Annotated in this window: 18 protein-coding genes; 11 read left to right on the plus strand and 7 right to left on the minus strand. The window is 37.1% G+C overall.

Going from position 1 to position 22,575, the window contains the following annotated elements; translation table 11 throughout:
* The first annotated feature begins 223 nt into the window (after window positions 1-223).
* The 5 genes from OL225_RS12810 to OL225_RS12830 all read left to right on the plus strand — a co-directional run bounded on the left by OL225_RS12810 (window position 224) and on the right by OL225_RS12830 (window position 8,010).
* On the plus strand, window positions 224-1,702 hold the full coding sequence (locus OL225_RS12810) for a hypothetical protein (RefSeq protein WP_047377058.1): 1,479 nt from the start codon (window positions 224-226) through the stop codon (window positions 1,700-1,702).
* A gap of 65 nt (window positions 1,703-1,767) precedes the next feature.
* Window positions 1,768-3,582, plus strand: coding sequence for a cytochrome-c peroxidase (locus OL225_RS12815; protein ID WP_264518518.1), 1,815 nt, complete (start codon window positions 1,768-1,770; stop codon window positions 3,580-3,582).
* A gap of 231 nt (window positions 3,583-3,813) precedes the next feature.
* A complete protein-coding gene (locus tag OL225_RS12820) occupies window positions 3,814-6,213 on the plus strand; it encodes a DUF5686 family protein (protein WP_047377059.1) in 2,400 nt (799 codons plus the stop codon).
* An 82-nt stretch (window positions 6,214-6,295) separates the two neighbouring features.
* Window positions 6,296-6,532: a hypothetical protein gene (locus OL225_RS12825; protein WP_047377060.1), complete on the plus strand. Its 237-nt coding sequence runs from the start codon at window positions 6,296-6,298 to the stop codon at window positions 6,530-6,532.
* An 8-nt stretch (window positions 6,533-6,540) separates the two neighbouring features.
* Window positions 6,541-8,010, plus strand: a complete 1,470-nt coding sequence (locus OL225_RS12830; RefSeq protein WP_264518519.1) for a M20/M25/M40 family metallo-hydrolase — start codon at window positions 6,541-6,543, stop codon at window positions 8,008-8,010.
* A 116-nt stretch (window positions 8,011-8,126) separates the two neighbouring features.
* Here the strand turns inward: OL225_RS12830 and ilvA are convergent, their stop codons facing one another.
* The 7 genes from ilvA to folP all read right to left on the minus strand — a co-directional run bounded on the left by ilvA (window position 8,127) and on the right by folP (window position 16,393).
* Window positions 8,127-9,401: a threonine ammonia-lyase gene (ilvA, locus tag OL225_RS12835; RefSeq protein ID WP_264518520.1), complete on the minus strand. Its 1,275-nt coding sequence runs from the start codon at window positions 9,399-9,401 to the stop codon at window positions 8,127-8,129.
* Window positions 9,401-10,447: a ketol-acid reductoisomerase gene (gene ilvC, locus OL225_RS12840; RefSeq protein WP_264518521.1), complete on the minus strand. Its 1,047-nt coding sequence runs from the start codon at window positions 10,445-10,447 to the stop codon at window positions 9,401-9,403. Before ilvC ends, ilvA begins: the two co-directional genes overlap by 1 nt.
* A 47-nt stretch (window positions 10,448-10,494) precedes the next feature.
* Complete coding sequence (locus tag OL225_RS12845) at window positions 10,495-10,776, minus strand: hypothetical protein (RefSeq protein WP_052184688.1); 282 nt, start codon at window positions 10,774-10,776, stop codon at window positions 10,495-10,497.
* A gap of 10 nt (window positions 10,777-10,786) precedes the next feature.
* The gene (gene ilvB, locus OL225_RS12850; protein ID WP_264518522.1) at window positions 10,787-12,511 is read right to left on the minus strand and encodes a biosynthetic-type acetolactate synthase large subunit; all 1,725 of its coding nucleotides are present in this window, start codon (window positions 12,509-12,511) and stop codon (window positions 10,787-10,789) included.
* Window positions 12,512-12,517: 6 nt separating this feature from the next.
* Complete coding sequence (gene ilvD / locus OL225_RS12855; RefSeq protein WP_264518523.1) at window positions 12,518-14,200, minus strand: dihydroxy-acid dehydratase; 1,683 nt, start codon at window positions 14,198-14,200, stop codon at window positions 12,518-12,520.
* Between the two features lie 180 nt (window positions 14,201-14,380).
* A complete protein-coding gene (ilvE, locus tag OL225_RS12860) occupies window positions 14,381-15,253 on the minus strand; it encodes a branched-chain-amino-acid transaminase (RefSeq protein WP_264518524.1) in 873 nt (290 codons plus the stop codon).
* Window positions 15,254-15,622: 369 nt separating this feature from the next.
* On the minus strand, window positions 15,623-16,393 hold the full coding sequence (gene folP / locus OL225_RS12865) for a dihydropteroate synthase (RefSeq protein ID WP_185097830.1): 771 nt from the start codon (window positions 16,391-16,393) through the stop codon (window positions 15,623-15,625).
* Window positions 16,394-16,885: 492 nt separating this feature from the next.
* On the opposite strand from folP, the gene OL225_RS12870 reads away from it, so the two are divergent.
* From OL225_RS12870 to tpiA, 6 genes are all read left to right on the plus strand, one after another.
* Window positions 16,886-17,452 carry a DUF1599 domain-containing protein gene (locus OL225_RS12870; RefSeq protein WP_047377066.1) on the plus strand — a complete coding sequence of 189 codons (567 nt, stop codon included), beginning with the start codon at window positions 16,886-16,888 and terminating at the stop codon, window positions 17,450-17,452.
* A gap of 1 nt (window position 17,453) precedes the next feature.
* Entirely contained in the window at window positions 17,454-18,563 is a 1,110-nt protein-coding gene (locus OL225_RS12875) for a BT_3928 family protein (protein ID WP_264518525.1), read from the plus strand.
* Window positions 18,564-18,693: 130 nt separating this feature from the next.
* Window positions 18,694-19,041, plus strand: coding sequence for a TerB family tellurite resistance protein (locus OL225_RS12880; protein WP_264518526.1), 348 nt, complete (start codon window positions 18,694-18,696; stop codon window positions 19,039-19,041).
* Between the two features lie 19 nt (window positions 19,042-19,060).
* Window positions 19,061-21,187: a S9 family peptidase gene (locus OL225_RS12885; RefSeq protein ID WP_264518527.1), complete on the plus strand. Its 2,127-nt coding sequence runs from the start codon at window positions 19,061-19,063 to the stop codon at window positions 21,185-21,187.
* A gap of 40 nt (window positions 21,188-21,227) precedes the next feature.
* Window positions 21,228-21,605 (plus strand): GxxExxY protein, encoded by a 378-nt coding sequence (locus OL225_RS12890; protein WP_264518703.1) that lies wholly within the window; start codon window positions 21,228-21,230, stop codon window positions 21,603-21,605.
* Between the two features lie 115 nt (window positions 21,606-21,720).
* Entirely contained in the window at window positions 21,721-22,479 is a 759-nt protein-coding gene (gene tpiA, locus OL225_RS12895; protein WP_264518528.1) for a triose-phosphate isomerase, read from the plus strand.
* Window positions 22,480-22,575: the final 96 nt, after the last annotated feature.

The raw sequence follows: 22,575 nt of genomic DNA on the forward strand, positions 1-22,575 counted from the left end.
CCTTTATAAAACAGTCTTGAAGGATTAACCTTTTATGTTCAAAGAAAAGCACAGAAATTTAAATCATTGAAAATAAGAGCATTTCTTATTTATACCCGTTCTAATTATTGACCTTATCTTAACAAATCATTACCTAATATTAAACTATTTGTTTTATCCTCTTAAAACTTAGTTAACAATAGACCTTTAGTTTTGTCTTAATCGAAATTCAAAAAATATAATTATGAAAATTAACCAAACTATTGGAGCTCTATTCCTTGCAGCTATTGTTTTTCAAGGCTGTAATGATGATAATAATGGGGACTCGAATACCCCTGTCAATGACAAAATCAAACTTGAAAATTTTTCTAAAGAACCGGCTTTCGTTTATGGAATGCAAGGTTTTGAGAATTTAAATATTACAACCCTAATCTCCAGTTCTGATGTTCTTTCAGGTTCTCCTGATTTTGTTTTTGGAGGTCAGCCGGACGGAATGGGAATTATGAAAGATCCGAATTCTGACGGCTATCTGATGATCACCAATCATGAGATCAAACAATCGGTATCAAGAGTATATCTGGATAAAACATTTAAGCCTGTAAAAGGAGAATATATTTTAAATGGAACAGGAGGAATGACAAGGTTATGTTCCGCTACACTGGCAACTCCTGAGACTCATGGTTTCAGTGCTTTTCTTACTGCCGGAGAATCTGGTGAAGAAAGTATGGTTCATGCTTTGAATCCATTGGCAGCAGTATCTCAGGCATCAGACAAAACAAGAGTAAAACCAGCATTGGGAAAGGCTTCCATGGAAAATGCAGTTCCGCTTCCTAAGGATGTTTCCAATGGAAAAACTTATATCATCATTGGTGAAGACCAGTCTTATTCTTCTTCCCATCAGTCTGCAGGACAATTAATCATGTACGTTGCCGATACACAGGGAGATCTTGATAACGGAAAGTTATATTCTTTAAAAAGAACCAACAGCAACTATACTGAAACAGATATGACTAAGGGAAGCAGCTACGATGTAGAATTTGTAGAAATTCCTAACGCTAAAAATCTTACAGGAGCTCAGATTAACCAGAAAAACATTGATAATAATGCCATCCGTTTTTCAAGAGTAGAAGACGTAGATTACAGAAAAGGAGCTGGAAAAGGAAGAGAAATTTACTTTACCGCTACCGGAGAATCTTCTGACGGTGTGAATCCGAAAGCTGGATTAACCATGTGGGGACGAGTGTACAAACTTGTTTTAAACTCCAATAATATGCTGACAGGAAAACTGGAAGTAGTTGCAGAAGGAGATTCCAATCCGGGAAATAATCTGATTAATCCTGATAACTTATGTGTTACTGAAAATTTTGTATACATCCAGGAAGACGGAGATTCTTATTACAAAAATGCCAACCACGATTCTTATATATGGCAGCTGAATATTGCTACAAAACAATATAAGCCATGGCTGAACATGAAGCACAACAGAAATGACACTGCATGGCAGACTGCTTACAACCAGTCCGGAGATCTACAGAAGTTCGGTTCTTGGGAGTTCGGAGCAATGGTTGATATTTCAGACATCATCGGAATTCCGAATACATTCTCTGTGAATATCCACTCACACACATGGCAGCTGGATAAATTCAAAAACCCTGATGGTTCCGGAATCAACACCAATAAAGAAGGTGGACAGATTGTAATCATCAGAAACGTAGAAAAATAGTTTTAATTTCTTCATATCAAATTAAAGTATCAATAGAAAATCTCTGTTGATACTTTTTCATACCTATGCATAAACTTTCAAAATACCCGATACTCCTTTTCTTATACTGTGCAGCAGCACTCTTTACACTCTATCATTGTAAGAATGACAAGCAGCAACCTGTGTATGAAGACCTTGGCTCTGTAAAAAACAGAATTATCAAAACCAATGATGATTTTGAAAAACAAATCAATGAACTGAAAACCCTGGTTTCAAAAAATTCTGACGAAAAGCTCCTTCAGGGAAAATTTCAGGATATCAGAAAAACTTATAAAAAAATGGAATGGGCCGTAGAGTACTTTCTGCCCCACTCTGCGAGGTTTATCAATGGACCTGCCCTTCCTGAAATTGAAATGGATGAACATACAGAAATAGAGCCCGAAGGACTGCAGGTTTTGGAAGAGATGTTCTACCCGTATGATAAAGGAAATAAAGATGAGGTGATCAGAATGCTTAATAAGCTCATCAACAAAAGCAATACAATAGAAACCAACTTTCAGGTGATAACTATCAGTAAAGATCAGGTTTTTGATGCTTTAAGACAGGAAACTTTCAGAATTTCAAGTTTGGGAATTGCAGGTTTTGACACTCCTGTTTCCGGAGTATTTTTACAGGAAATACCTTCTGCGCTGGAAGGAATCAAGGAAACATTGAAACAAATTGCCACTGACCGGTCGAAAGGCAGGGCATTAAAAAATATCATTGAAGAAATTAATTCAACCGTTGAAGTTCTGAAAAAAAACACAGACAAAAATACGTTTGACTATGCCAGTTTTATCCCTGATCATTTGAATAAGATCACTACTCTGATGCTGGATTTTAAAAACCAGGAGAAAATTCCGGATGTTGAGGTAACCACTGCTTTAAACAAAAATGCAGTTACTTTCTTTGCTAAAAATGCTTTTAACCCTAATGCTTTCACTCCAGGAAAAGAATATGCATTCTCCGAAGAAAAGGCAGCTCTCGGACACCAGCTTTTTAATGATAAAATCCTTTCCAATAACAATAACCGAAGCTGTGCAACCTGTCATAGTCCTGAAAAAGCATTTACTGACGGGCTTGCAAGATCTATATCCCTGGAAAATTCAGAGCTTGCCAGAAACGCTCCTTCTCTCAACTATGCAGGCTATCAGCACGGTCAGTTTTGGGATATGAGAAAGGATGATCTGGAAGGGCAAAGTTCGGATGTCATCTCCAATAAAGAAGAAATGCATGGTGATCTGAATGTGATTCTGGCAAAAATTAATCAAGATAAAAACTATCAGGCGGCATTTAAAAAGATTTATCATTCTCCAAAAACGGAAGTGTGGCAGCTTCAGAATGTGCTGGCAAGCTATATTCGTTCTTTGTCAAAATTCAATTCTGCTTTTGATGATTATATGAGAGGAAATAAATCAGCAATGACGGATAGCCAAAAACATGGATTCAATCTTTTTGTTGGAAAAGCCCAATGCGCAATATGCCATTTTATTCCGTTGTTCAATGGTACAGTTCCTCCTAATTTCAAGAAAACCGAACAGGAGGTTTTAGGTGTGGCAATCAACGGAGAAAACAAAACACTTGACAATGATCCGGGAAGAGGTAAGTTTCATGAAACAGTGCCTTCATTACAGCATTCCTTTAAAACTCCTACACTTAGAAACATCAATAAAACAGCTCCTTATATGCACAATGGAGGATACAAAACTTTGAAAGAAGTTATGAATTTCTATAACAAAGGCGGTGGAAAAGGTTTTGGATTTAAAGTAGAAAACCAGACACTGTCTGATACTCCGTTACAGCTTACCGATAAGGAAATAGATGATATTATTGAATTTATGAAAGCACTGGATGATCGATAAAGCCATTTAGAGACACACAAAATAAAAAAATTAAAACTCCTGAGGATCATCTGTTCAGGAGTTTTTTTATTGGAAATTCTGAAAAAAGGCAGAAAGACTATCTGAGTCATTTCATTATTCAGTTTTATAAGGTACAAAGTCCATAAAAACATTAGATTAAATCAATGTTATACTCTGTTAAAAACTTTTTTACAACAATAAATATCATTAATTTTGACGTAGTTTTTTTACATGAAAAGGGAATTACTGTTATTATTTTTTCTGCTTAGCTTTTTGGGGTATTCACAATCAAAGATTAAAATTGTGGATGACGCCAGTCAGAAACCTGTTATTAATGCAAAAGTATCCTGTGACAATTCCATCATTGGATACACTAATGAGCAGGGCGTTTTGGAATTTAAAACAGGATGTAAAAACATTGATATTGATGCCGATTCTTACCAGAAAGAAACCATATCAGTTGAAAGCAGCATGGAAATTTCCCTGCTCAAAAAAATTTCAAAAACCACCAGTATTGAAGCTGTAGTTATTGAAGATAAAAGTGATCCCAGAGCTTTGGAAATTCTGAAAAAAGTAAATAAACTGTTTAACGAAAACTCTCCAAAAAGTTTAGGCTCTTATTCTTACAAATCTTACGAAAAAATTTCCCTGGACATTGATGAGGACAGCCTTTCCCAGTTTAATCAGTATTTTAATGATTTAAATATTTTCAAGAAAAAAAGGGAAAAAGACTCATTGAATAATATTTCCGCAAGAAAAGTATTTTCGAAAAGTAAACTCTTTCTCTGGGAAAGAGCCCAGGAGTTTTTATACTCAAAAAAATATGGCGAAAAGATCAATATTCTGGACAACAGAATTTCTGGTCTGAAACAGCCTATCTATGAAATGATCGCTCTCCAGCAGAGTAACAGAGATATTGTTCCTGAACAGGTGAAGCCCGAAAACAGAGGACTTTACAGGTTCTTTCTTTCGGATACTGTTACCCTTGACGGGAGAAAAAACTTTGTAATCCGTTTTCGTGAAGTGAATTACAAAAAACCGGACAGAAAACGAAAGTACAATGGTGCCATTTATATAGATACAGAGACCTACGGAATCAAAAAGATTGAAAATTTCAGTAAAAATAAAAATGACGGGATCATCACCAGCACATGGGTATTCTACAATAACAAATGGTTCCTTGCCCATGAAAAAACCAAGCTTAAAATGGGTAAAATGGCCATGGACGACAAGGAACATACTGATGATAAGAAAGCTAAAAAAAGCTTTGGAACCTATGCTTTTCTTACCTCAAAATATTTTGATTTCGAAGCTCCCATAGAAGAGAATCCTAAAGATTTCAAAGGGTATACCTTTTCTGTAAAAAATATTGACGGCCATTCTCTAGACCGTTACAGAACCGAACCTCTTACCGAAAGAGAACAAAATACCTATAAGACCATCGACAGTTTAGGTAAAAAATATAAAATAGACAGCAAAGCCCAGATTTTATCAGGATTACTGAACGGACAGATCAGAGTAGGTTCAGTAGATTTCGCGGTGGATGAAATTGTCAATTATAACTCTTATGAAGGCTTCAGATTAGGTTTAAAAGCCAAGCTTAATGAAAATTTCAATCCTTATTTTTCGCCGGATTATTATTTTGCATACGGTGTAAAAGACAGAAGATGGAAATACGGAATGGGACTCGATATGAAAACCTCGTTGGAAAAAAATTCAATTTTCAGATTTGAGGTGTATGATGACGTAACAGCATCAGGAGAATTCAACAGAAAACTCTGGAACTTCAAAATGAGAACGATGAATTTCGGGAATAACCTGAATAATGATAAATATTTTCACTTCAAAGGAGCTTCTTTATCATATATGAATGATGTGACCAACGGTCTTACCCTCGCGCTTGCCGTAAGACGAAATACAGAGGAGGCCGAATTTGATTATCAGTTCAGAGACAGAGGTACTTCATACAGGAATTTTAACACCCTTTTTACCTTAAAATATTCTCCGAATTCTACCAATATTATGACTCCTCAGGGAAAATCTCTGATTGACCAGAAATATCCTGAGCTGTATTTTAATTATGAACAGAGCTACAAACTGCTGCAAGGGAACTTTAATTATTCCCGCTTTGATGCCCTGTTTGTTCATAATTTCAAGACCCCCATCGGGACCACCGGTTTCAGATTATATGGAGGTGTTGTTTTGGGTGAAGCTCCAATATGGAAAAACTTTACCATGAACGGACTTGCTTCTCCCGGTAAAGATTTCAATTTCAACCTTACATCTTACCTTGGATTTGCTACACTGGAGGGAGGAAAATATTATAATGATAAGTTTATAGCCTATTACTTCACTCACAAGCTGCCATTGTATTTTAAGAGTTTCGGACACAATGTTTCCAGCTTTGATTTTGTTCTGAGAGGAACTATCGGAGATATGAAGCATCCGGAATACCATCAGTTTAAGTTCAGAAAACTGGACCACCTTTATCAGGAAGTCGGTTTGGAATGGAACAATTTCCTTTCCAGCTACTTTAACCTGGGCTTATTCTACAGAGTGGGTTATTATGCAACCCCCCACTTCAAAGAGAACTTTGCCATCCAGTTTAAGCTAAAGTTTCTGGAATTTTAATATTTCCGATCTTTACAGCAAAAATTTTACATTTTACATTTTACATTTTACATTTTACATTATACATTATACAAAAAATATCATGCAGAAAATCGAAATCAAAGCAGAACAGTTTTTTGAATTATTAAAATTAAAAGACACTTCAATGTGGGCCATTTTCTCACAGATGATGGACGGAAATGAAAAGGAAATCATCTTTTTAGATAATGAAGACAAGATTCTTTTTAATTATATTCTGCCTTCTACACCGGAAAAACTGGAGGAAGACAGAAAAGAGTTTTCAAAACAGTTTTCAGAAAAATTGACTAACTTCAATTAAAAATTTTGATGAATAAAAATTATGTTTTTTCTCTGCTAAGTCTCTTCCTGTTTACCATTGGAAATGCTCAGAATTATAAAAAGCCTTTGGTTTCCGCCATCAAAGAATCTGATCTCCGTACCGATATGTATCAGCTTGCAGCAGACCAATTCTGGGGCCGTGAAGCAGGAACTCTGGATGAACTGAAAGTTTCTATGTGGCTTGCTGACAAAGCCAAAGAAGCCGGAATGAAGCCTGCCGGAGATAACGGAACTTTTTTTCAGTTTTTTGATATGTACAGGCATCAGGTTATTCCGCAAAGCAGCCTGAAAATTGGAGAGAATAGTTTGAAGCTATGGAAAGATTTCCTGGTAGCAGAACCTGTGAACGCTTCTATAGATGCTGAAATAGTGTATGCCGGAAACACAGAACCTGAAGATCTGGCAAAATTAAATATCAGTGGTAAAGTACTTGCCGTAAATGCTTCCGACAAAAATATATCAAAAGATATGACTCTTTTTGTAAGAAGATATCCTGGATTTGTAAAGAATAAATATTATGACAAAGCTTTTCAGCTGGGAGCTAAAGCCATTATTTTCATTACGGATGATATTTCCGAACAAAGCTGGGTAGAAGTGCTGCCTCAAATGACAAGAGGAAGCTACGGTGTGGAAGGATTAAGAGAAAAAATCACGAATAATATTCCTGTTCTATGGATCAAAAGAGAAAATGCCGGCTGGGTAAAAAACAATCCTAAAGCATCTCTGAACCTGATCACTGAAAGTTACAAATATCCATCCGTTAATATTATCGGGAAAATAGAAGGTACAGATCCTGTTCTTAAAAACGAATATGTTTTGCTAAGCGGGCATCAGGATCATGACGGCATCAGACATCCCGTAAAGAATGACACCATCTACAATGGTGCTGATGATAATGCAAGTACCTGTGTTGCTATGCTGGCAATGGCGAGAGCTTATAAAAAACAGCCGGGAAAAAGAAGTATCCTGTTTGTTTTCCATGGAGCTGAAGAGAGAGGATTACTAGGTTCAAGATGGCATGCAGCTCATCCGGTTGTTCCGAAAGAGAAAATCGTAGCTGTTCTGAACGGTGATATGATCGGGAGAAATGACAATAATGAAGCAGCTTTATTAGGAGGAAATGCTCCTCACAAAAACTCTGAAGAGCTTGTAAAAATGGCTGAAGATGCCAATAACGAGAGTACAAAATTCAAATACCTGAAGGATTGGGATTCTCCGAGCCATGCTGAGTATTTCTATTTCAGAAGTGATCACCTTCCTTATGCTAAAATTGGAATTCCTGCAATATTTTTCACCAGTGTGCTGCATGACCAGTATCATACACCACAGGATGAATCTGAAAACATCAATTACAAAAAGCTTTATAAAATGACCGAATGGATGTACAGAACATCCTGGAAGGTAGCTAACGAAGCAGAACGTCCAAAAGTAATTTCAAATTTTTCGCTTGAAAGATAAAAAATAAAAAAGCTTCACAGATTGTGAAGCTTTTTTTCATCATTGTGTTTTTAGAATCTGCGAAAATAATATCTGTTATTGTTCTTTTGCCTTGAAGCAAATGAAATATTTCTCTTTTAAATAAGAAGATTCATCAGAGAAGGGTCATTGTTCAGATAGTTGACAAAAAAATCATATTGTTTCATTTTATCAATCAAAGGGGTGAAATCTTTGTTTTGCTTCAGAGCAATTCCCACTACTGCAATTCCTTTTTCTTTTGAGTTTTTTTGGGTGTACTCAAAATAGGTAATATCATCATCAGGGCCCAGCACATCTATCACAAAGGTTTTCAATGCTCCCGGACGCTGTGGAAATCTGACCAGGAAATAATGCTTTAACCCTGCATAAAGCAATGCTTTTTCCTTGATTTCTTCCATACGGGTAATGTCGTTATTGCTTCCGCTGATGATACAGACTACATTTTTACCTTTTATTTCATCCCTGTATTTTTCCAATGCAGCTACTGAAAGCGCCCCTGCCGGTTCTACTACGATAGCATCTTTATTATACAGTGACAATATGGTTTCACAAACAAGTCCTTCATCTACCGTAGCCATATCGTACAGAATATTTTTACAGCATTCGAAAGTGAGGTCTCCTACTTTCTGTACTGCTGCTCCGTCTACAAAACGGCTTATTTTTTCGAGAAGAACAGGTTTTCCTCTTTCAAGGGCTTTTTTCATGCTTGCTGCTGCGGAAGGCTCTACTCCAATAATTTTTGTTTGCGGAGACAAATGCTGAAACACAGTACAGATTCCTGCTGCCAGCCCACCCCCACCTATAGGAACAAAAAGATAATCAACAATACCTTCTGCCTGTTCCAGAATTTCCAATGCTGTTGTTGCTTGCCCTTCAATAATCGCCGGATCATCAAAAGGATGAATAAATACGCTGTTATGATCTTTGCAAAACCTCATTGCAGCATCTTTTGCCACATCAAAAGTATCTCCGTAAAGAATAACATCTATGTACTCTCCTCCGAACATCTTTACCTGTTCAAGCTTTTGTCCGGGTGTTGGTAAAGGCATAAAAATAGTTCCTTTTACTTTCATGGTCTGACATGCAAACGCAACACCCTGCGCATGATTTCCGGCACTGGCACAAACAACTCCTTTTGAAAGTTCTTCCTCAGACATGGTTGTCATCTTATTATAGGCTCCTCTTATTTTATAGGATCTTACCCTTTGAAGGTCTTCTCTTTTAAAACGAATGTTCGACTCATAAATAGCTGACAAATTATTATTGACAGCCAAAGGTGTTTTTACCACTACATTTCTTAATCGTTCCTCCGCTTTATAGACATTCTCTAAAACGGAGGAACTTATTCCCTCTTTCATCATCTGTTTGGTCATTAGTTATTTTCTGGTCTCAGGCTTCGCACCGTCTTACCAGCTTTCCACATTTCGCTTTCTCTCAGCTCAGTAAGTTCGGCTTCCAATTTTTCACGATAATCCGGCTTGCTGTTGCTGTCAATCGAACGTTGTGCTTCATTTCCTTTCGCTACATTGTCATATAGTTCTTCAAACAAAGGCGAAGTAGCATCTCTGAAACGCTTCCACCAGTCTAAAGCTCCTCTCTGAGCGGTTGTACTGCAGTTGGCATACATCCAGTCCATTCCGTTTTCTGCTACCAAAGGCATTAATGACTGAGTCAGTTCTTCTACCGTTTCATTAAAAGCTTCGGAAGGGCTGTGTCCATTTTTTCTCAATACATCATACTGAGCGGCAAATATTCCCTGTACAGCACCCATCAATGTTCCACGTTCTCCGGCAAGATCACTGTATACTTCTTTTTTAAAGTCTGTTTCAAAAAGATATCCGCTTCCGATTGCGATACCTAATGCTGTTACTCTTTCTCTGGCTTTTCCTGTAGCATCCTGATAAACGGCAAAACTGCTGTTCAAACCTCTGTCCTGTAGAAACATTCTTCTCAATGATGTTCCTGAACCTTTTGGTGCTACCAGAAATACGTCTACATCGGCTGGAGGAACAATTCCCGTACGCTCACTGAATGTGATTCCGAAACCATGAGAAAAGTATAATGCTTTTCCTGGGGTAAGATGCTGTTTTACTTTTGGCCAGTATTCAATCTGTGCGGCATCACTCAAAAGATAACAGATAATAGTTCCTTTTTCTAGTGCTTCTTCGATTTCAAATAAAGTTTCTCCCGGTACAAATCCGTCTGCTACTGCTTTATCCCATGATTTGGAGTTTTTTCTCTGTCCTACAATCACATTGATTCCGTTATCTTTCTGGTTCAAAGCCTGTCCGGGTCCCTGTACTCCATATCCAATTACTGCTACGACTTCGTCTTTTAATGCTTCCTGAGCTTTTTCCAACGGAAATTCTTCTCTTGTTACTACGTTCTCTTCTACTCCTCCAAAATTCAATTTTGCCATTTTTTTTGATTTTATTTATTATTGATTGTGATGTTTAATTTTTGTTCTTAGCTGGCATATTCTACTGCCGTCAGGTATGGATTTCTGTGATAATGTACTTCCAGAACATCTACCTGTTTTTCCATTTGTCTGCTGATCTTCTGAACAGAGTCTTCAGTTTCTCTGATAACGATGACAAACTTTTTTACTTTTTCTATTTCGGAAGGACCTACATTGAAGGTCACCATAGAAATTCTTCTTCTTGAAAAAATAGCATTAATCCGGCCGATCAACCCTAAATAATCTTCTGTATACGCTGTAATGGTGTATTCTTTATGATCTGTTTTCATCTTTTTATTTTTAAGCTTTATTATTTAATACAATCTCCGAAACACTTTTTCCTTGTGGGATCATCGGAAATACGTTGTGTTCTTTTCCCGTCATCACTTCAAGGAGAAAAGCCCCTTTATGATCGAGCATTTCACGGAGTGCCCATTTCAGATCTTCTCTCTCAGATACTCTGTTTCCCGGGATATTATATCCTTTTGCCACCTGAACGAAATCGGGACTCTGAATATCCACTGAGGAATATCTTTCTTCGTGAAACAATTCCTGCCACTGCCTTACCATTCCCAGATAGCAATTATTCAGAATTAATATCTTTACTTCCGGATGGTACTGCATTATAGTTCCCAGTTCCTGAATATTCATTTGAGCTCCACCATCTCCCATGACAGCAATTACAGGACGACCTGTCTCTGCATAGGATGCTCCTATTGCGGCAGGAAGACAGAATCCCATTGTTCCCAGCCCTCCACTTGTTACGTTGGTTCGGGAATGTTTGAAGTGAGAGTAGCGGCAAGTTGCCATCTGATGTTGTCCCACATCGGTTACAATCACTGCCTCACCTTTTGTCATCTCATTCAGGTGGCGGATTACTTCTCCCATTGTGATTTCTCCTTCTTCAGGATAAAGTTCAGTATTGATTAGGTTAATACTTTCAATTTCATGACAGTTTTTAAATTTCTCATGCCATTCCGGATATTCTCTTTTTACAATCCATTTTGTAAGAAATGGAAGCGTATGTTTGCAGTTTCCAAGAACAGGAACATCAACTTTTACATTTTTATTGATCTCAGCTTTATCTATATCAAGATGAATGATTTTCGCCTGTTTCGCATACTGATCCAATCTTCCTGTCACGCGGTCATCGAAACGCATTCCGACAGCAATCAGAACGTCGCATTCGTTGGTTAATATATTCGGACCATAGTTTCCGTGCATTCCTACCATTCCTACAGCTTGTGGATGATCGGTAGAAATGGCGCTCATTCCTAAAACCGTCCATGCCACCGGGATTCCTGATTTTTTGGCAAACTCTAAGAACTCTTTTTCAGCTTTCCCCAACATAATCCCCTGCCCTGCAATGATGAATGGTTTTTCTGCCTCATTAATCAACAATGCAGCTTTTTCAATACTTTCAAAACATGGATCAGGATTTGGTTTATAACTCCTCAATGAATAACATGGAGAATATCCTTTATAATCAACAGATTGCAGCTGGGCGTTTTTAGTAACATCAATCAGTACAGGACCTGGACGACCAGATTTTGCAATGTAGAATGCTTTTGCCAATACTTCGGGAAGCTCATTAGCATCGGTCACCTGATAATTCCATTTGGTAACCGGACTTGTAACGTTCATTACATCTATTTCCTGAAAGGCATCGGTTCCGAGAAGGTGTTCAAAAACCTGTCCTGTAATACATACCAAAGGGGTATTATCCAATAGAGCATCGGCCAAACCAGTTACGAGATTAGTTGCGCCCGGACCACTGGTAGCCAATACAACACCGACTTCTCCAGAGACTCTTGCTAAGCCCTGTGCTGCATGTACTGCCGCTTGCTCGTGACGTACAAGTATATGATTCAGATTCTCCTGATAGTCGTAAAGGGCATCATAAATAGGAATAATAGCCCCACCCGGATATCCGAAAACGGTTTTCACTCCTTCCTGAAGAAAAGCTTCAAGAATGATCCGACTTCCACTAAGTTGTATTTCTGTTGATAAATTCAGGTTTTCCATATACTTTTATTGAGTGATTTCGTCCGTTACACAGCCTTCTGCCGCTGATGATACTGTTAATGCATATTTATAAAGCAATCCTTTCTGTACTTTAAGAGGTGGTTTTTGCCATCCTTTCTTTCTTCTTTCTATTTCATCTCCTGAAACTTTGAGCTGTATGGTGTTGTTTACAGCATCAATTTCAATCAGATCATCATCATTTACAAAGGCTATCAGACCTCCTTCATGAGCTTCCGGAGTGATATGCCCTACTACAAAGCCATGGGTTCCTCCGCTAAACCTTCCATCTGTAATCAAGGCAACACTGCTTCCCAAACCTGCACCAATCAGTGCACTCGTAGGCTTCAGCATTTCCGGCATTCCTGGAGCTCCTTTCGGACCCTCATGACGGATGACAATGACATCGCCATGCTGTACGGTTCCATCCTGAATTCCTCTGATCAGATTTTTTTCACCATCAAATACACGGGCTTTTCCTACGAAACGCTCCCCTTCTTTACCTGTGATTTTGGCGACACTTCCTTTTTCAGCAAGATTTCCATATAATATTCTCAGGTGTCCTGTAGCTTTTACAGGTTCTGACAATGGTTTTATGATTTTCTGTGTATTAAAATCCAGATCGGGAACATGTTCTAAATTTTCAGCTAACGTCTTTCCGGTTACTGTTAAGCAATCACCGTGTAATAATCCCTGGTTTAGAAGATATTTCATTACCGATGGTATTCCTCCGTGTTCATAAAGATCCTGCATCAGGTATTTTCCGCTTGGCTTTAGATCTGCCAGCACAGGAGTTTTATCACTCATCTTCTGGAAATCATCCTGAGTAAGCGGCACTCCGACACTTTTTGCCATGGCTATAAAATGTAAAACTGCATTGGTACTTCCTCCGAGAATAACAATCATACGAAGAGCATTTTCGAAAGCTTTGCGGGTCATGATATCCGAAGGTTTGATATCTTTTTCCAATAATACTTTCAGGTATTTTCCTGCTTCAAGGCATTCTTCCTGTTTTTCTTTGCTTAAAGCTGGATTGGAAGAAGAATACGGAAGACTCATTCCCAATGCCTCAATAGCAGAAGCCATTGTATTAGCAGTATACATTCCACCACATGCTCCAGCGCCTGGACATGAATTCTTTACAACACCATCAAAATCTTCTTCAGTGATTTCTCCTGCAATCTTTTTACCCAAAGCTTCAAAAGCAGAAACAATATTAAGCTGTTCACCTTTGTAGCAGCCGGGAGCAATCGTTCCTCCATACACCATGATGGATGGTCTGTTCAGCCTTCCCATTGCTATGATGGTTCCCGGCATATTTTTGTCACAGCCTGGTAATGCAATCAATCCATCATAGTATTGTGCTCCGCAGATCGCTTCGATACTGTCTGCAATTACATCACGGCTTACCAGAGAATAACGCATTCCATCTGTTCCGTTGCTCATACCGTCACTTACTCCGATTGTGTTAAAAACCAATCCGGCTAGCCCATGATTCCATGTTCCTTTTTTTACCACCTGAGCCAGATCATTCAAATGCATATTGCAGGTATTTCCGTCATACCCCATACTGGCAATCCCGACCTGAGCCTTGTGCATATCTTCTTCTGTAAATCCTATCCCGTACAACATTGCTTTGGCTGCGGGTTGTTCACTGTTCTGCGTGAATGTTTTTGAATATTTATTTAACATATTTTTCCTGCATTTTATATTCTTTTCTTATCTCTAAAATGGAGTTCTTTACTAAATTCTGATCCAAAACTACATTTTGTAATATTCTTTTCATTTTCAGTTTTTCTAAAAACTACAATACTCAACCGTTTAAAAAATAGACATACTTAATTGACAATCAATTATTTAAATTATTAAAATTTACAATGACAGAACTCTTACCAATTTCAAATATGCCTGCTGTACTTTCCCACTTGCAGTCTCTTCCCAGTTTCTGGTGAAAGGAACATCATCAAGGGAATCCAGGGCAACAATTTCTGCTGCTGTACCACAGAAAAAGCCAGCATCTGCACCACGCATTTCTTCCGGTTTAAAAAAGGTTTCTTTTACAGGGATATCAAGCTCGTTACAGATCTCCATAACAGTTTGTCTTGTGATTCCCGGAAGGATACTTCCTTTGGCCGGAGTATATAAAACACCATCTTTTTCGTAGAAAACATTGGCACCTGAGCTTTCGGCAACATTTCCATTTTCATCCAGTACCAGCGCTTCATCATAACCTTTGTCTTTGGCATCCTGACAGGCCAATATTGAGTTTACATAATGGCCCCCTACTTTGGCTTCAACCTTGAAAGCTTTAGGATTCGGACGTTGAAAAGGAGAAGTCATAATTTTCATTTTATCTGCCAGATAGCCGTTATTCCATTCCCAGGCAAGAAGCGACAGATAAGATTTTTGTCCTTTTGAAAGTGACATATTAGGCGAACATGTGACCAACGGACGGATATAAGCATCTGTGAAGCCGTTACGTTCCAGAAGTTCATAAGTAAGATCAGTAAGCTGTTCTACGGAATAATCAAAAGGGATATGCATCAGTTCTGCTGATCTTCTCAATCTTTCATAATGTTCTTTTGCTTTGAAGATTTTGGTTCCCTGATCTGTGCTGTAGGATTTAATTCCTTCAAAAACAGAATAACCATAGTGAAGTGACTGCCCGTAGAGATCTGTTCCGGCCTCTTTCGCTTTCATAAATTTTCCGTCAAAGTAGATGGTCGTGTCGTCGTTGTAATACATGTTATAAGGTTTAAAAAAAATTAAAATGGGAATAAAAAAAGCCCTCTCACGTTGTGAGAGGGCTCAATATATGTACAGTCATACACCTTCCTTCTCACAGACGTAAGGGAATAATAATGACGATAATAATTACTGATAATAACTGATACATACTCTTGTACTCTAAAAAATTAAAACAAAAAAAACCGTTTCATAATTTGAAACGGTTTTATATATAATTTAAATTAAAATCTATTTAAAATGCCGTTTCCTTCCTGTTGCTAATGACAACAGCAATAATAGAAATGACAATAATATTTTTCTGATTCGTAAAATTCATATTGCAAATGTATAAACTTTTTAATTACTCACAAGTTTTTTTCACACTTTTTATTTTTTTCGTAAAAAACGAGTCAATGTTTCCTTTGTTGCAGCCACATCATGAACCCTTACAATCTTTGCTCCCTGTTCTAATACTTTCATGTGAAGTTTTTGCGTTTCTTCATTGATGTCAAGAGGTGATTTCCCCAAAGGTTTATAGATAAATGACTTTCTGGAAATACCTATTAAAAGAGGGAATTTTCCAAATCCCAGGTATTCAATTTCGTGAATCATTTTCATCTGATCTTCTACTGTTTTTCCGAAACCAAAACCGGGATCAAGAATGATATCATTCACTCCTTTTTCTAAAAGTTCTTTTGTTTTTTTAGAAAAATATTGGTTCACTTCCAGCGTAATATCTTCGAATTTTATTTTATCATGCATGGTTTGGTAGGAAGGATTTACATGCATGAGAATGTAAGGAAGCTTCGTTTCAGCAGCTGTATCAAACATTTTTTCATCATACTGTCCACCTGAAATATCATTAATCAGATCTATTCCTTCGTTAAATCCGAATTTCACTGTTTCTGCATAAAAAGTATCAAGGGAAACAAGGGCTTCCGGAAATTCTTTTTTGATCAGAGAAATGAGAGTTCCAATTCTGTTTATTTCTTCTGCAGCACTTAAGAATTCTGCATTTGGACGTGTAGACTGAGGACCGATATCCAGTATTTCAGCTCCTTCTTTCAAAAGTTTTTCTGCATGTTCCAAAGCTGATTTTTCATTATTAAATTTTCCACCATCAGAGAAAGAATCCGGAGTCAGATTCAGGATTCCCATGATTTTTGGAGTATCCAGTTGTACCAATCGGCCATTGCAGTTGATTGAGTAGGTTGGAGCGTTGGAGGGTTGGAGAGTTGGAGGGTTGGAGAGCATGAGAATTTATTATTGGCGGGTGAGAATTAATAAATGATAATTGATTTTGTAGTGCAAAATTAGTGATTTATGAGGTTTAATGAGAGATTAGAAGCTAGAAATTAGAAATTAGTGGATGAAAGCCAGAAGCTGGAGAATGGAAGTTAGAGCCTACACTATCAATCCCAAAACCCGGTAAATCTAATCTTGAAACTCTTTCCTCAAAACACTCTCTAACCCTAAAACCCTCTTACTCTAAAACCCTCTTACTCTAAAACTCAACAACTCGAAACCCAGACCCCGAAACGCTCCCACGCTCAAACTCTCCCACCCTCAAACCCTCTCACACACAAACTCAGCTCATCAAATTCAAAAATCTGAAACCGAATTCGTATATTTGGAAGATTAAGAAAATTTATGCTAAAAACATCAGTACAGTTCGAGAAAGTTATCAGTCAGTGCCGTGATCTTTTCGGTAAAAAATTACAGGATTATGGTGCAGCATGGAGGGTTTTAAGACCAAGTTCCATTACAGATCAGATTTATATTAAAGTTAATAGAATCCGTACGCTGCAGATGACTGATAAAAAAATGGTGGATGAGAGTGAGGAAGATGAATTTATCGCCATTGTGAACTACTCTATCATTGGGCTTATTCAGCTGGAGAAAGGTCTTTCCAATGATTTCAATGAAAATAAAGAAGAAATTTTAGGTCTGTATGACAAATATTCCAACGAAGCGAAGGCTTTAATGGAAAGAAAAAACCATGATTATGGTGAGGCATGGAGGGATATGAGAATCTCTTCGATCACGGATCTTATTTATCAGAAAGTATTAAGAACTAAACAGATTGAGGACAATCAGGGAAAAACAATCGTTTCGGAAGGGCTTGATGCCAACTATTTCGATATGCTGAATTATGCTGTCTTCTGCCTGATCAAGTTCTCAGAAAAAGAAAATCAATTCGAACCCAAAAATATTTAATATGCTCAAAGGTTTATTACGCTTTATTATTGCTGTTATTTTTATCCTTTCAGGCTTTGTGAAAGCCGTGGATCTGGTAGGTTTTTCTTTCAAAATGGAAGAATATTTTGCTCCTCCTGTTTTCAACATGCCGTTTTTAGAAAAGTTTGCCCTGCTGTTTTCCATTATTGTGGTGGTACTGGAGCTTTTCCTTGGATTTATGCTGCTGCTTAAATTAAAGCTGAAATTTACCTTATCTATATTAATAGCACTTTGTGTTTTCTTTGGATTTCTTACATTCTATTCAGCTTATTTCAATGTGGTAACAGACTGTGGATGTTTTGGAGATGCCATCAAGTTTACCCCATGGCAGAGCTTTCTTAAGGATGTTGTGCTTCTTGTAGGACTGATTATCCTTTTTGTTCTGTACAGAAAAGATTTCCGTAAAAAAGATGAGTATGGAATTACTCAGAAAGAGTCTTCCAATACATTCAAATACATCCTTCTAACGGTCTTTTCCCTGGGTATGATTTACGTTATGGCACAAGGAATTATGCATGAACCAATCATTGATTTCCGTGATTATAAAATAGGAACAGATATTAAAGCTGAAAAAGGAAAAATTGAAAAAAATCCTTCCGAATATAAAACTTTTTACTCTCTGAAAAATCAGAAAACAGGAGCTGTTATAAAGGTAAATCAGGATGATTATATCAAAAAAACAGAATACTGGGCAGAAGGTTCTCCATGGAAAATTGAAGAAGGAAAAAATGAATCTGTACTGATCAAAGAAGGTTACAAATCTGAAATCGTGAAATTTAAGATTGAAGATCCTACAGGAATGGAGGTTACGAATGAAATTATCAACGCTCCAAAAGCTGTTTTAGTATTCTCCTACCATCCAAAAGATGTTCCTGCTGATCTGCTTCAGAAGGTGGAAGCTAAAGTAAATACGCAAAAAGGAGCTCTTATCTACGGAATTTCTACTTATCCAAATACTTTTAAAACCATTAAAAATGCCATGATGGACGGAACTGCCATCAAAACCATAGCAAGAAGCAACCCATTTGTACTGATTCTTGAAAATGGAAAAATTATAGACAAACAGCCTGCGAAGGACTACGTTAATTAATTATAAATGATAGAAGGAAGTATTTACGAGAAATAATCGCAGCTCAACTATCAACTATCAACTATCAACTATCAACTATCAACTATCAACTATCAACTATCAACTATCAAATTTAAACATACAACAGCTCATGCAAAAATCAAATAAATCAATCGCCGGATATCACTTATTAATGATTCTTTCTTCTGTAGACGGAGAGTTTGCTCCTGAGGAAGGAATGCTGATACAGCAATACATGGCGGATGAATTTCCGTTCAGAATGAATCTTGACAATGAACTGGAGACACTTGCCCTTTTACAGCCTGAAGAATGGAAAGACCATTTTGAATTCCATGCAAGATGTTTCCATGAAGATTCTACAGAGGATGAACGTGTAAAGTTTGTTCAGTTTGCAAAATCACTGATTAAAGCTGATAACAAAGTAACTGAAGAGGAGCATACGTTTTACGTTCTGCTGAAAAATCTTTGGGGATTATAGCATAAAAAAACAAAAAACCATGAAAAAAATTTATCTAGGACTATTAGTAATGAGTGCATCAACATTTCAGTCTCAAAAATTTCCGGATTTGAAAGGTCCTGTTGCAGAAAAGCAGGAACATATCAGAGAAATCCACGGAGACAAAGTCAATGATCCGTATTACTGGATGATTGATTATTTTAAGAAAGGAAAAGATTCCACCAAGGTTGTTGATTATTTAAAGGCCGAAAACACGTATTGGGAAGGCATGATGAAAGACACAGATCCTTTCAGAGAAAAGCTTTTCCAGGAAATGAAAGCCAGAATCAAAGAAAAAGACGAATCTGTACCGGTTTTCAAAAACGGATATTATTATTACAGCCGTACGGAAGCAGGAAAACAATATTTTAAATACTGCAGAAAAAAAGGCAGTCTTACTGCCCCTGAAGAAATTCTTCTGGATGTAGATAAAATGGCAGAAGGTCATTCATATTATGCTGCTTCAGGCTTTAGCATCAGCCCGGATAATACCAAAATAATCTATGGAGTGGATGATATTTCCAGAAGACAATATAAATTGTTCTTAAAAGATCTTTCTACAGGTAAAACGACTGATCTTGGCATTAAAAATACAGGAGGTTCTGCAACATGGGCTAACGATAACAAAACCATTTTCTATACAGAGAATAATCCGGAGACCCTTTTATCTGAAAAGATCAAAAGACATACGCTGGGAACTGATTCCGGTAAGGACGTAACAGTGTATGAAGAGAAGGATAAAACCAATTTTATTTCGGTATATAAATCCAAGAATGAAAAATTTATCCTGATCCACTCAGGGTCTACCACTTCTTCTGAAACAAAATACCTGAATGCTGATCAGGCTGATGGAACATTCAATGTTTTCCAACCAAGAATGAAGAATGTTCTGTATACCGTTACACCACTGGAAGATAAATTTTTGATCAGAACCAATAAAGATGCTCTTAACTTCAAAATTGTAGAAACGCCTTTAGACAAAACAGGTGTTGAAAACTGGAAAGATTTTATTCCGCACAGGAATGATGTTCTGATGGAAGGTATTAATGCATTTAAAAACTATCTGGTTTTCAATGAAAGACAGAACGGGCTTTCTCAATTGTCTGTCTACGATAGAAAAACAGGTAAAAAGGAATTCCTGAAATTCGATGAGCCCGTATACACGGTGTATTCATCAGGAAATCCTGAATATAACACCGATAATTTCCGTTTTGGATATACTTCCATGATCACGCCAAGTTCTCAGTATGAGCAGGATTTGAAAACAGGGAAAAGAACTCTTTTGAAACAACAGGAAGTTCTTGGAGGTTACAACAAAGACAATTATACTACCGAAAGACTTTTTGCTAAGGCTAAAGACAGAACAAAAATTCCAATCTCTATTGTTTATAAAAAGGGATTCAAAAAAGACGGAAACAGGCCACTTCTACTCTACGCTTACGGCTCTTACGGAAGTCCTATGGATGCCACTTTCAACAGCAACAGATTAAGTCTTTTGGACAGAGGTTTTGCTTATGCTATTGCCCACATCCGCGGAGGCCAGGAAATGGGAAGACAGTGGTATGAAGACGGAAAAATGATGAAAAAGAAAAACACGTTTACCGATTTCATTGATTCCGGAGAATATCTGGTTAAAGAAAAATATACTTCACCTAAACACCTGTATGCTCAGGGAGGAAGTGCAGGAGGTCTTTTGATGGGTGCAGTGACCAATATGAGCCCCAATCTATGGAATGGTGTTATTTCACAGGTTCCGTTCGTAGATGTAGTAAATACGATGCTTGACACCAGCATTCCATTGACGACCAATGAATATGACGAATGGGGAAATCCGAACAATAAAGAGGCGTACTTCTATATGAAATCTTATTCTCCATATGAAAATATTGAGAAGAAAAACTATCCGAATCTTTTGGTAACAACAGGATTACATGATTCTCAGGTTCAATATTTTGAACCTGCTAAATGGGTTGCTAAACTTAGAGATATGAAAACGGATAAAAATGTATTGTTATTAAAAACAGATATGGCTTATGGCCATGGTGGTGCTTCAGGAAGGTTTGATTATCTGAAGGATCTGGCTTTGGTGTATGCTTTCATGTTTAAACTGGAAGGGATTACTAAATAGAAAGCCTCGCAGATTTTGCAGATAACGCAGATTTATATTAATAACAGAAAATGAAATTTCATATATTATACGAAAGTGTGTTTTCAATGTATATAATCAGTTAGGCCCTGGTTTACTTGAATCTGTATATCAAAAAATACTGATTTACGAACTGGAAGAAAATGGTTTAAGTGTCAAATCTGAAGTAGTACTTCCGGTATATTATGACAATAAAAAATTTGATATTAATTTTAAAATTGACATTTTAGTAGAAGATAAAGTTATTTTAGAACTAAAATCAATAAAAGAGTTAGATAACGTTCATTATAAACAATTATATACTTATTTAAAATTATCTAATAGAAAATTAGGACTACTTATAAATTTTAATACTTCTAATATTTTAGACAATATTAAGAGAGTTGTAAATAACCTATAATATGTAATTAGGTTAAATTAATCTGCTAAATCAAACAAATCTGCGAGAGTAAAAAAGAGCCTCACAGATTTTGCAAAAGAAAAATTAAAAATAAATAAATCTATATTTAAATCTTATGAGAAGAAAAATAGTTGCTGGCAACTGGAAAATGAACAAAAATGTAATTGATGCACAACAATTGATGATTCAGTTACTAAGCTATAAAAACAACAATGCTACGAACTGTGAGGTTTGGATTGCTCCACCTTCATTATATTTAATGATGGCAAAAGACATCTTTGAAAAGGACGAAATCGGGGTATTTTCTCAGGATATGAGTGAGCATGAAAGTGGTGCTTATACAGGAGAAATTTCTGTAGATATGTTAGAATCTATTGATGCTACCGGTTCATTAATCGGGCACTCTGAAAGAAGACAGTATCACGGGGAAACAGATTCTCACTGTAACAGAAAAATCAAATTAGCGCTTGACAAAGGTCTTATTCCTGTTTACTGTAATGGGGAAACTCTTGAGCAGAGAAAGGCAGGACAACATCTGGAAGTAGTAAAAAATCAGACTGAAGTAGCACTTTTCACACTTTCTGCTGAAGAAATTAAGAAGGTAGTGATTGCTTATGAACCGGTTTGGGCGATCGGAACAGGCGAAACAGCAAGTCCGGAGCAGGCTCAGGAAATTCATGCACACATCAGAAGTATCATCGCTGCAAAATACGGACAGGAAGTTGCTGATGAAATTTCAATCCTTTACGGAGGATCTGTAAAACCAGACAACGCAAAAGAAATCTTCTCTCAGCCGGATATCGACGGAGGTCTGATTGGAGGGGCAGCTTTGAAACTAGAGGATTTCTCTAAGATTATTGAAGGTTTTAATTAATATTAAAAAATAACAGGTTTCGGATAAAGTCTGTTCCTATTGATACATAAAAACGGCGACATCGAAGATGTCGCCGTTTTCCGTTAAAAAAATCTA

The sequence above is a fragment of the Chryseobacterium viscerum genome, from assembly GCF_025949665.1.
In the GTDB taxonomy this organism is placed as follows: Bacteria; Bacteroidota; Bacteroidia; order Flavobacteriales; family Weeksellaceae; genus Chryseobacterium; species Chryseobacterium viscerum_A.

Excerpts from the sequence above, each read along its gene's own strand:
- OL225_RS12810 (WP_047377058.1), top strand. The coding sequence starts at position 224 with ATGAAAATTAACCAAACTATTGGAGCTCTATTCCTTGCAGCTATTGTT.
- OL225_RS12815 (WP_264518518.1), top strand. The coding sequence starts at position 1,768 with ATGCATAAACTTTCAAAATACCCGATACTCCTTTTCTTATACTGTGCA.
- OL225_RS12820 (WP_047377059.1), top strand. The coding sequence starts at position 3,814 with ATGAAAAGGGAATTACTGTTATTATTTTTTCTGCTTAGCTTTTTGGGG.
- OL225_RS12825 (WP_047377060.1), top strand. The coding sequence starts at position 6,296 with ATGCAGAAAATCGAAATCAAAGCAGAACAGTTTTTTGAATTATTAAAA.
- OL225_RS12830 (WP_264518519.1), top strand. The coding sequence starts at position 6,541 with ATGAATAAAAATTATGTTTTTTCTCTGCTAAGTCTCTTCCTGTTTACC.
- ilvA (WP_264518520.1), bottom strand. The coding sequence starts at position 9,401 with ATGACCAAACAGATGATGAAAGAGGGAATAAGTTCCTCCGTTTTAGAG.
- ilvC (WP_264518521.1), bottom strand. The coding sequence starts at position 10,447 with ATGGCAAAATTGAATTTTGGAGGAGTAGAAGAGAACGTAGTAACAAGA.
- OL225_RS12845 (WP_052184688.1), bottom strand. The coding sequence starts at position 10,776 with ATGAAAACAGATCATAAAGAATACACCATTACAGCGTATACAGAAGAT.
- ilvB (WP_264518522.1), bottom strand. The coding sequence starts at position 12,511 with ATGGAAAACCTGAATTTATCAACAGAAATACAACTTAGTGGAAGTCGG.
- ilvD (WP_264518523.1), bottom strand. The coding sequence starts at position 14,200 with ATGTTAAATAAATATTCAAAAACATTCACGCAGAACAGTGAACAACCC.
- ilvE (WP_264518524.1), bottom strand. The coding sequence starts at position 15,253 with ATGTATTACAACGACGACACGACCATCTACTTTGACGGAAAATTTATG.
- folP (WP_185097830.1), bottom strand. The coding sequence starts at position 16,393 with ATGGGAATCCTGAATCTGACTCCGGATTCTTTCTCTGATGGTGGAAAA.
- OL225_RS12870 (WP_047377066.1), top strand. The coding sequence starts at position 16,886 with ATGCTAAAAACATCAGTACAGTTCGAGAAAGTTATCAGTCAGTGCCGT.
- OL225_RS12875 (WP_264518525.1), top strand. The coding sequence starts at position 17,454 with ATGCTCAAAGGTTTATTACGCTTTATTATTGCTGTTATTTTTATCCTT.
- OL225_RS12880 (WP_264518526.1), top strand. The coding sequence starts at position 18,694 with ATGCAAAAATCAAATAAATCAATCGCCGGATATCACTTATTAATGATT.
- OL225_RS12885 (WP_264518527.1), top strand. The coding sequence starts at position 19,061 with ATGAAAAAAATTTATCTAGGACTATTAGTAATGAGTGCATCAACATTT.
- tpiA (WP_264518528.1), top strand. The coding sequence starts at position 21,721 with ATGAGAAGAAAAATAGTTGCTGGCAACTGGAAAATGAACAAAAATGTA.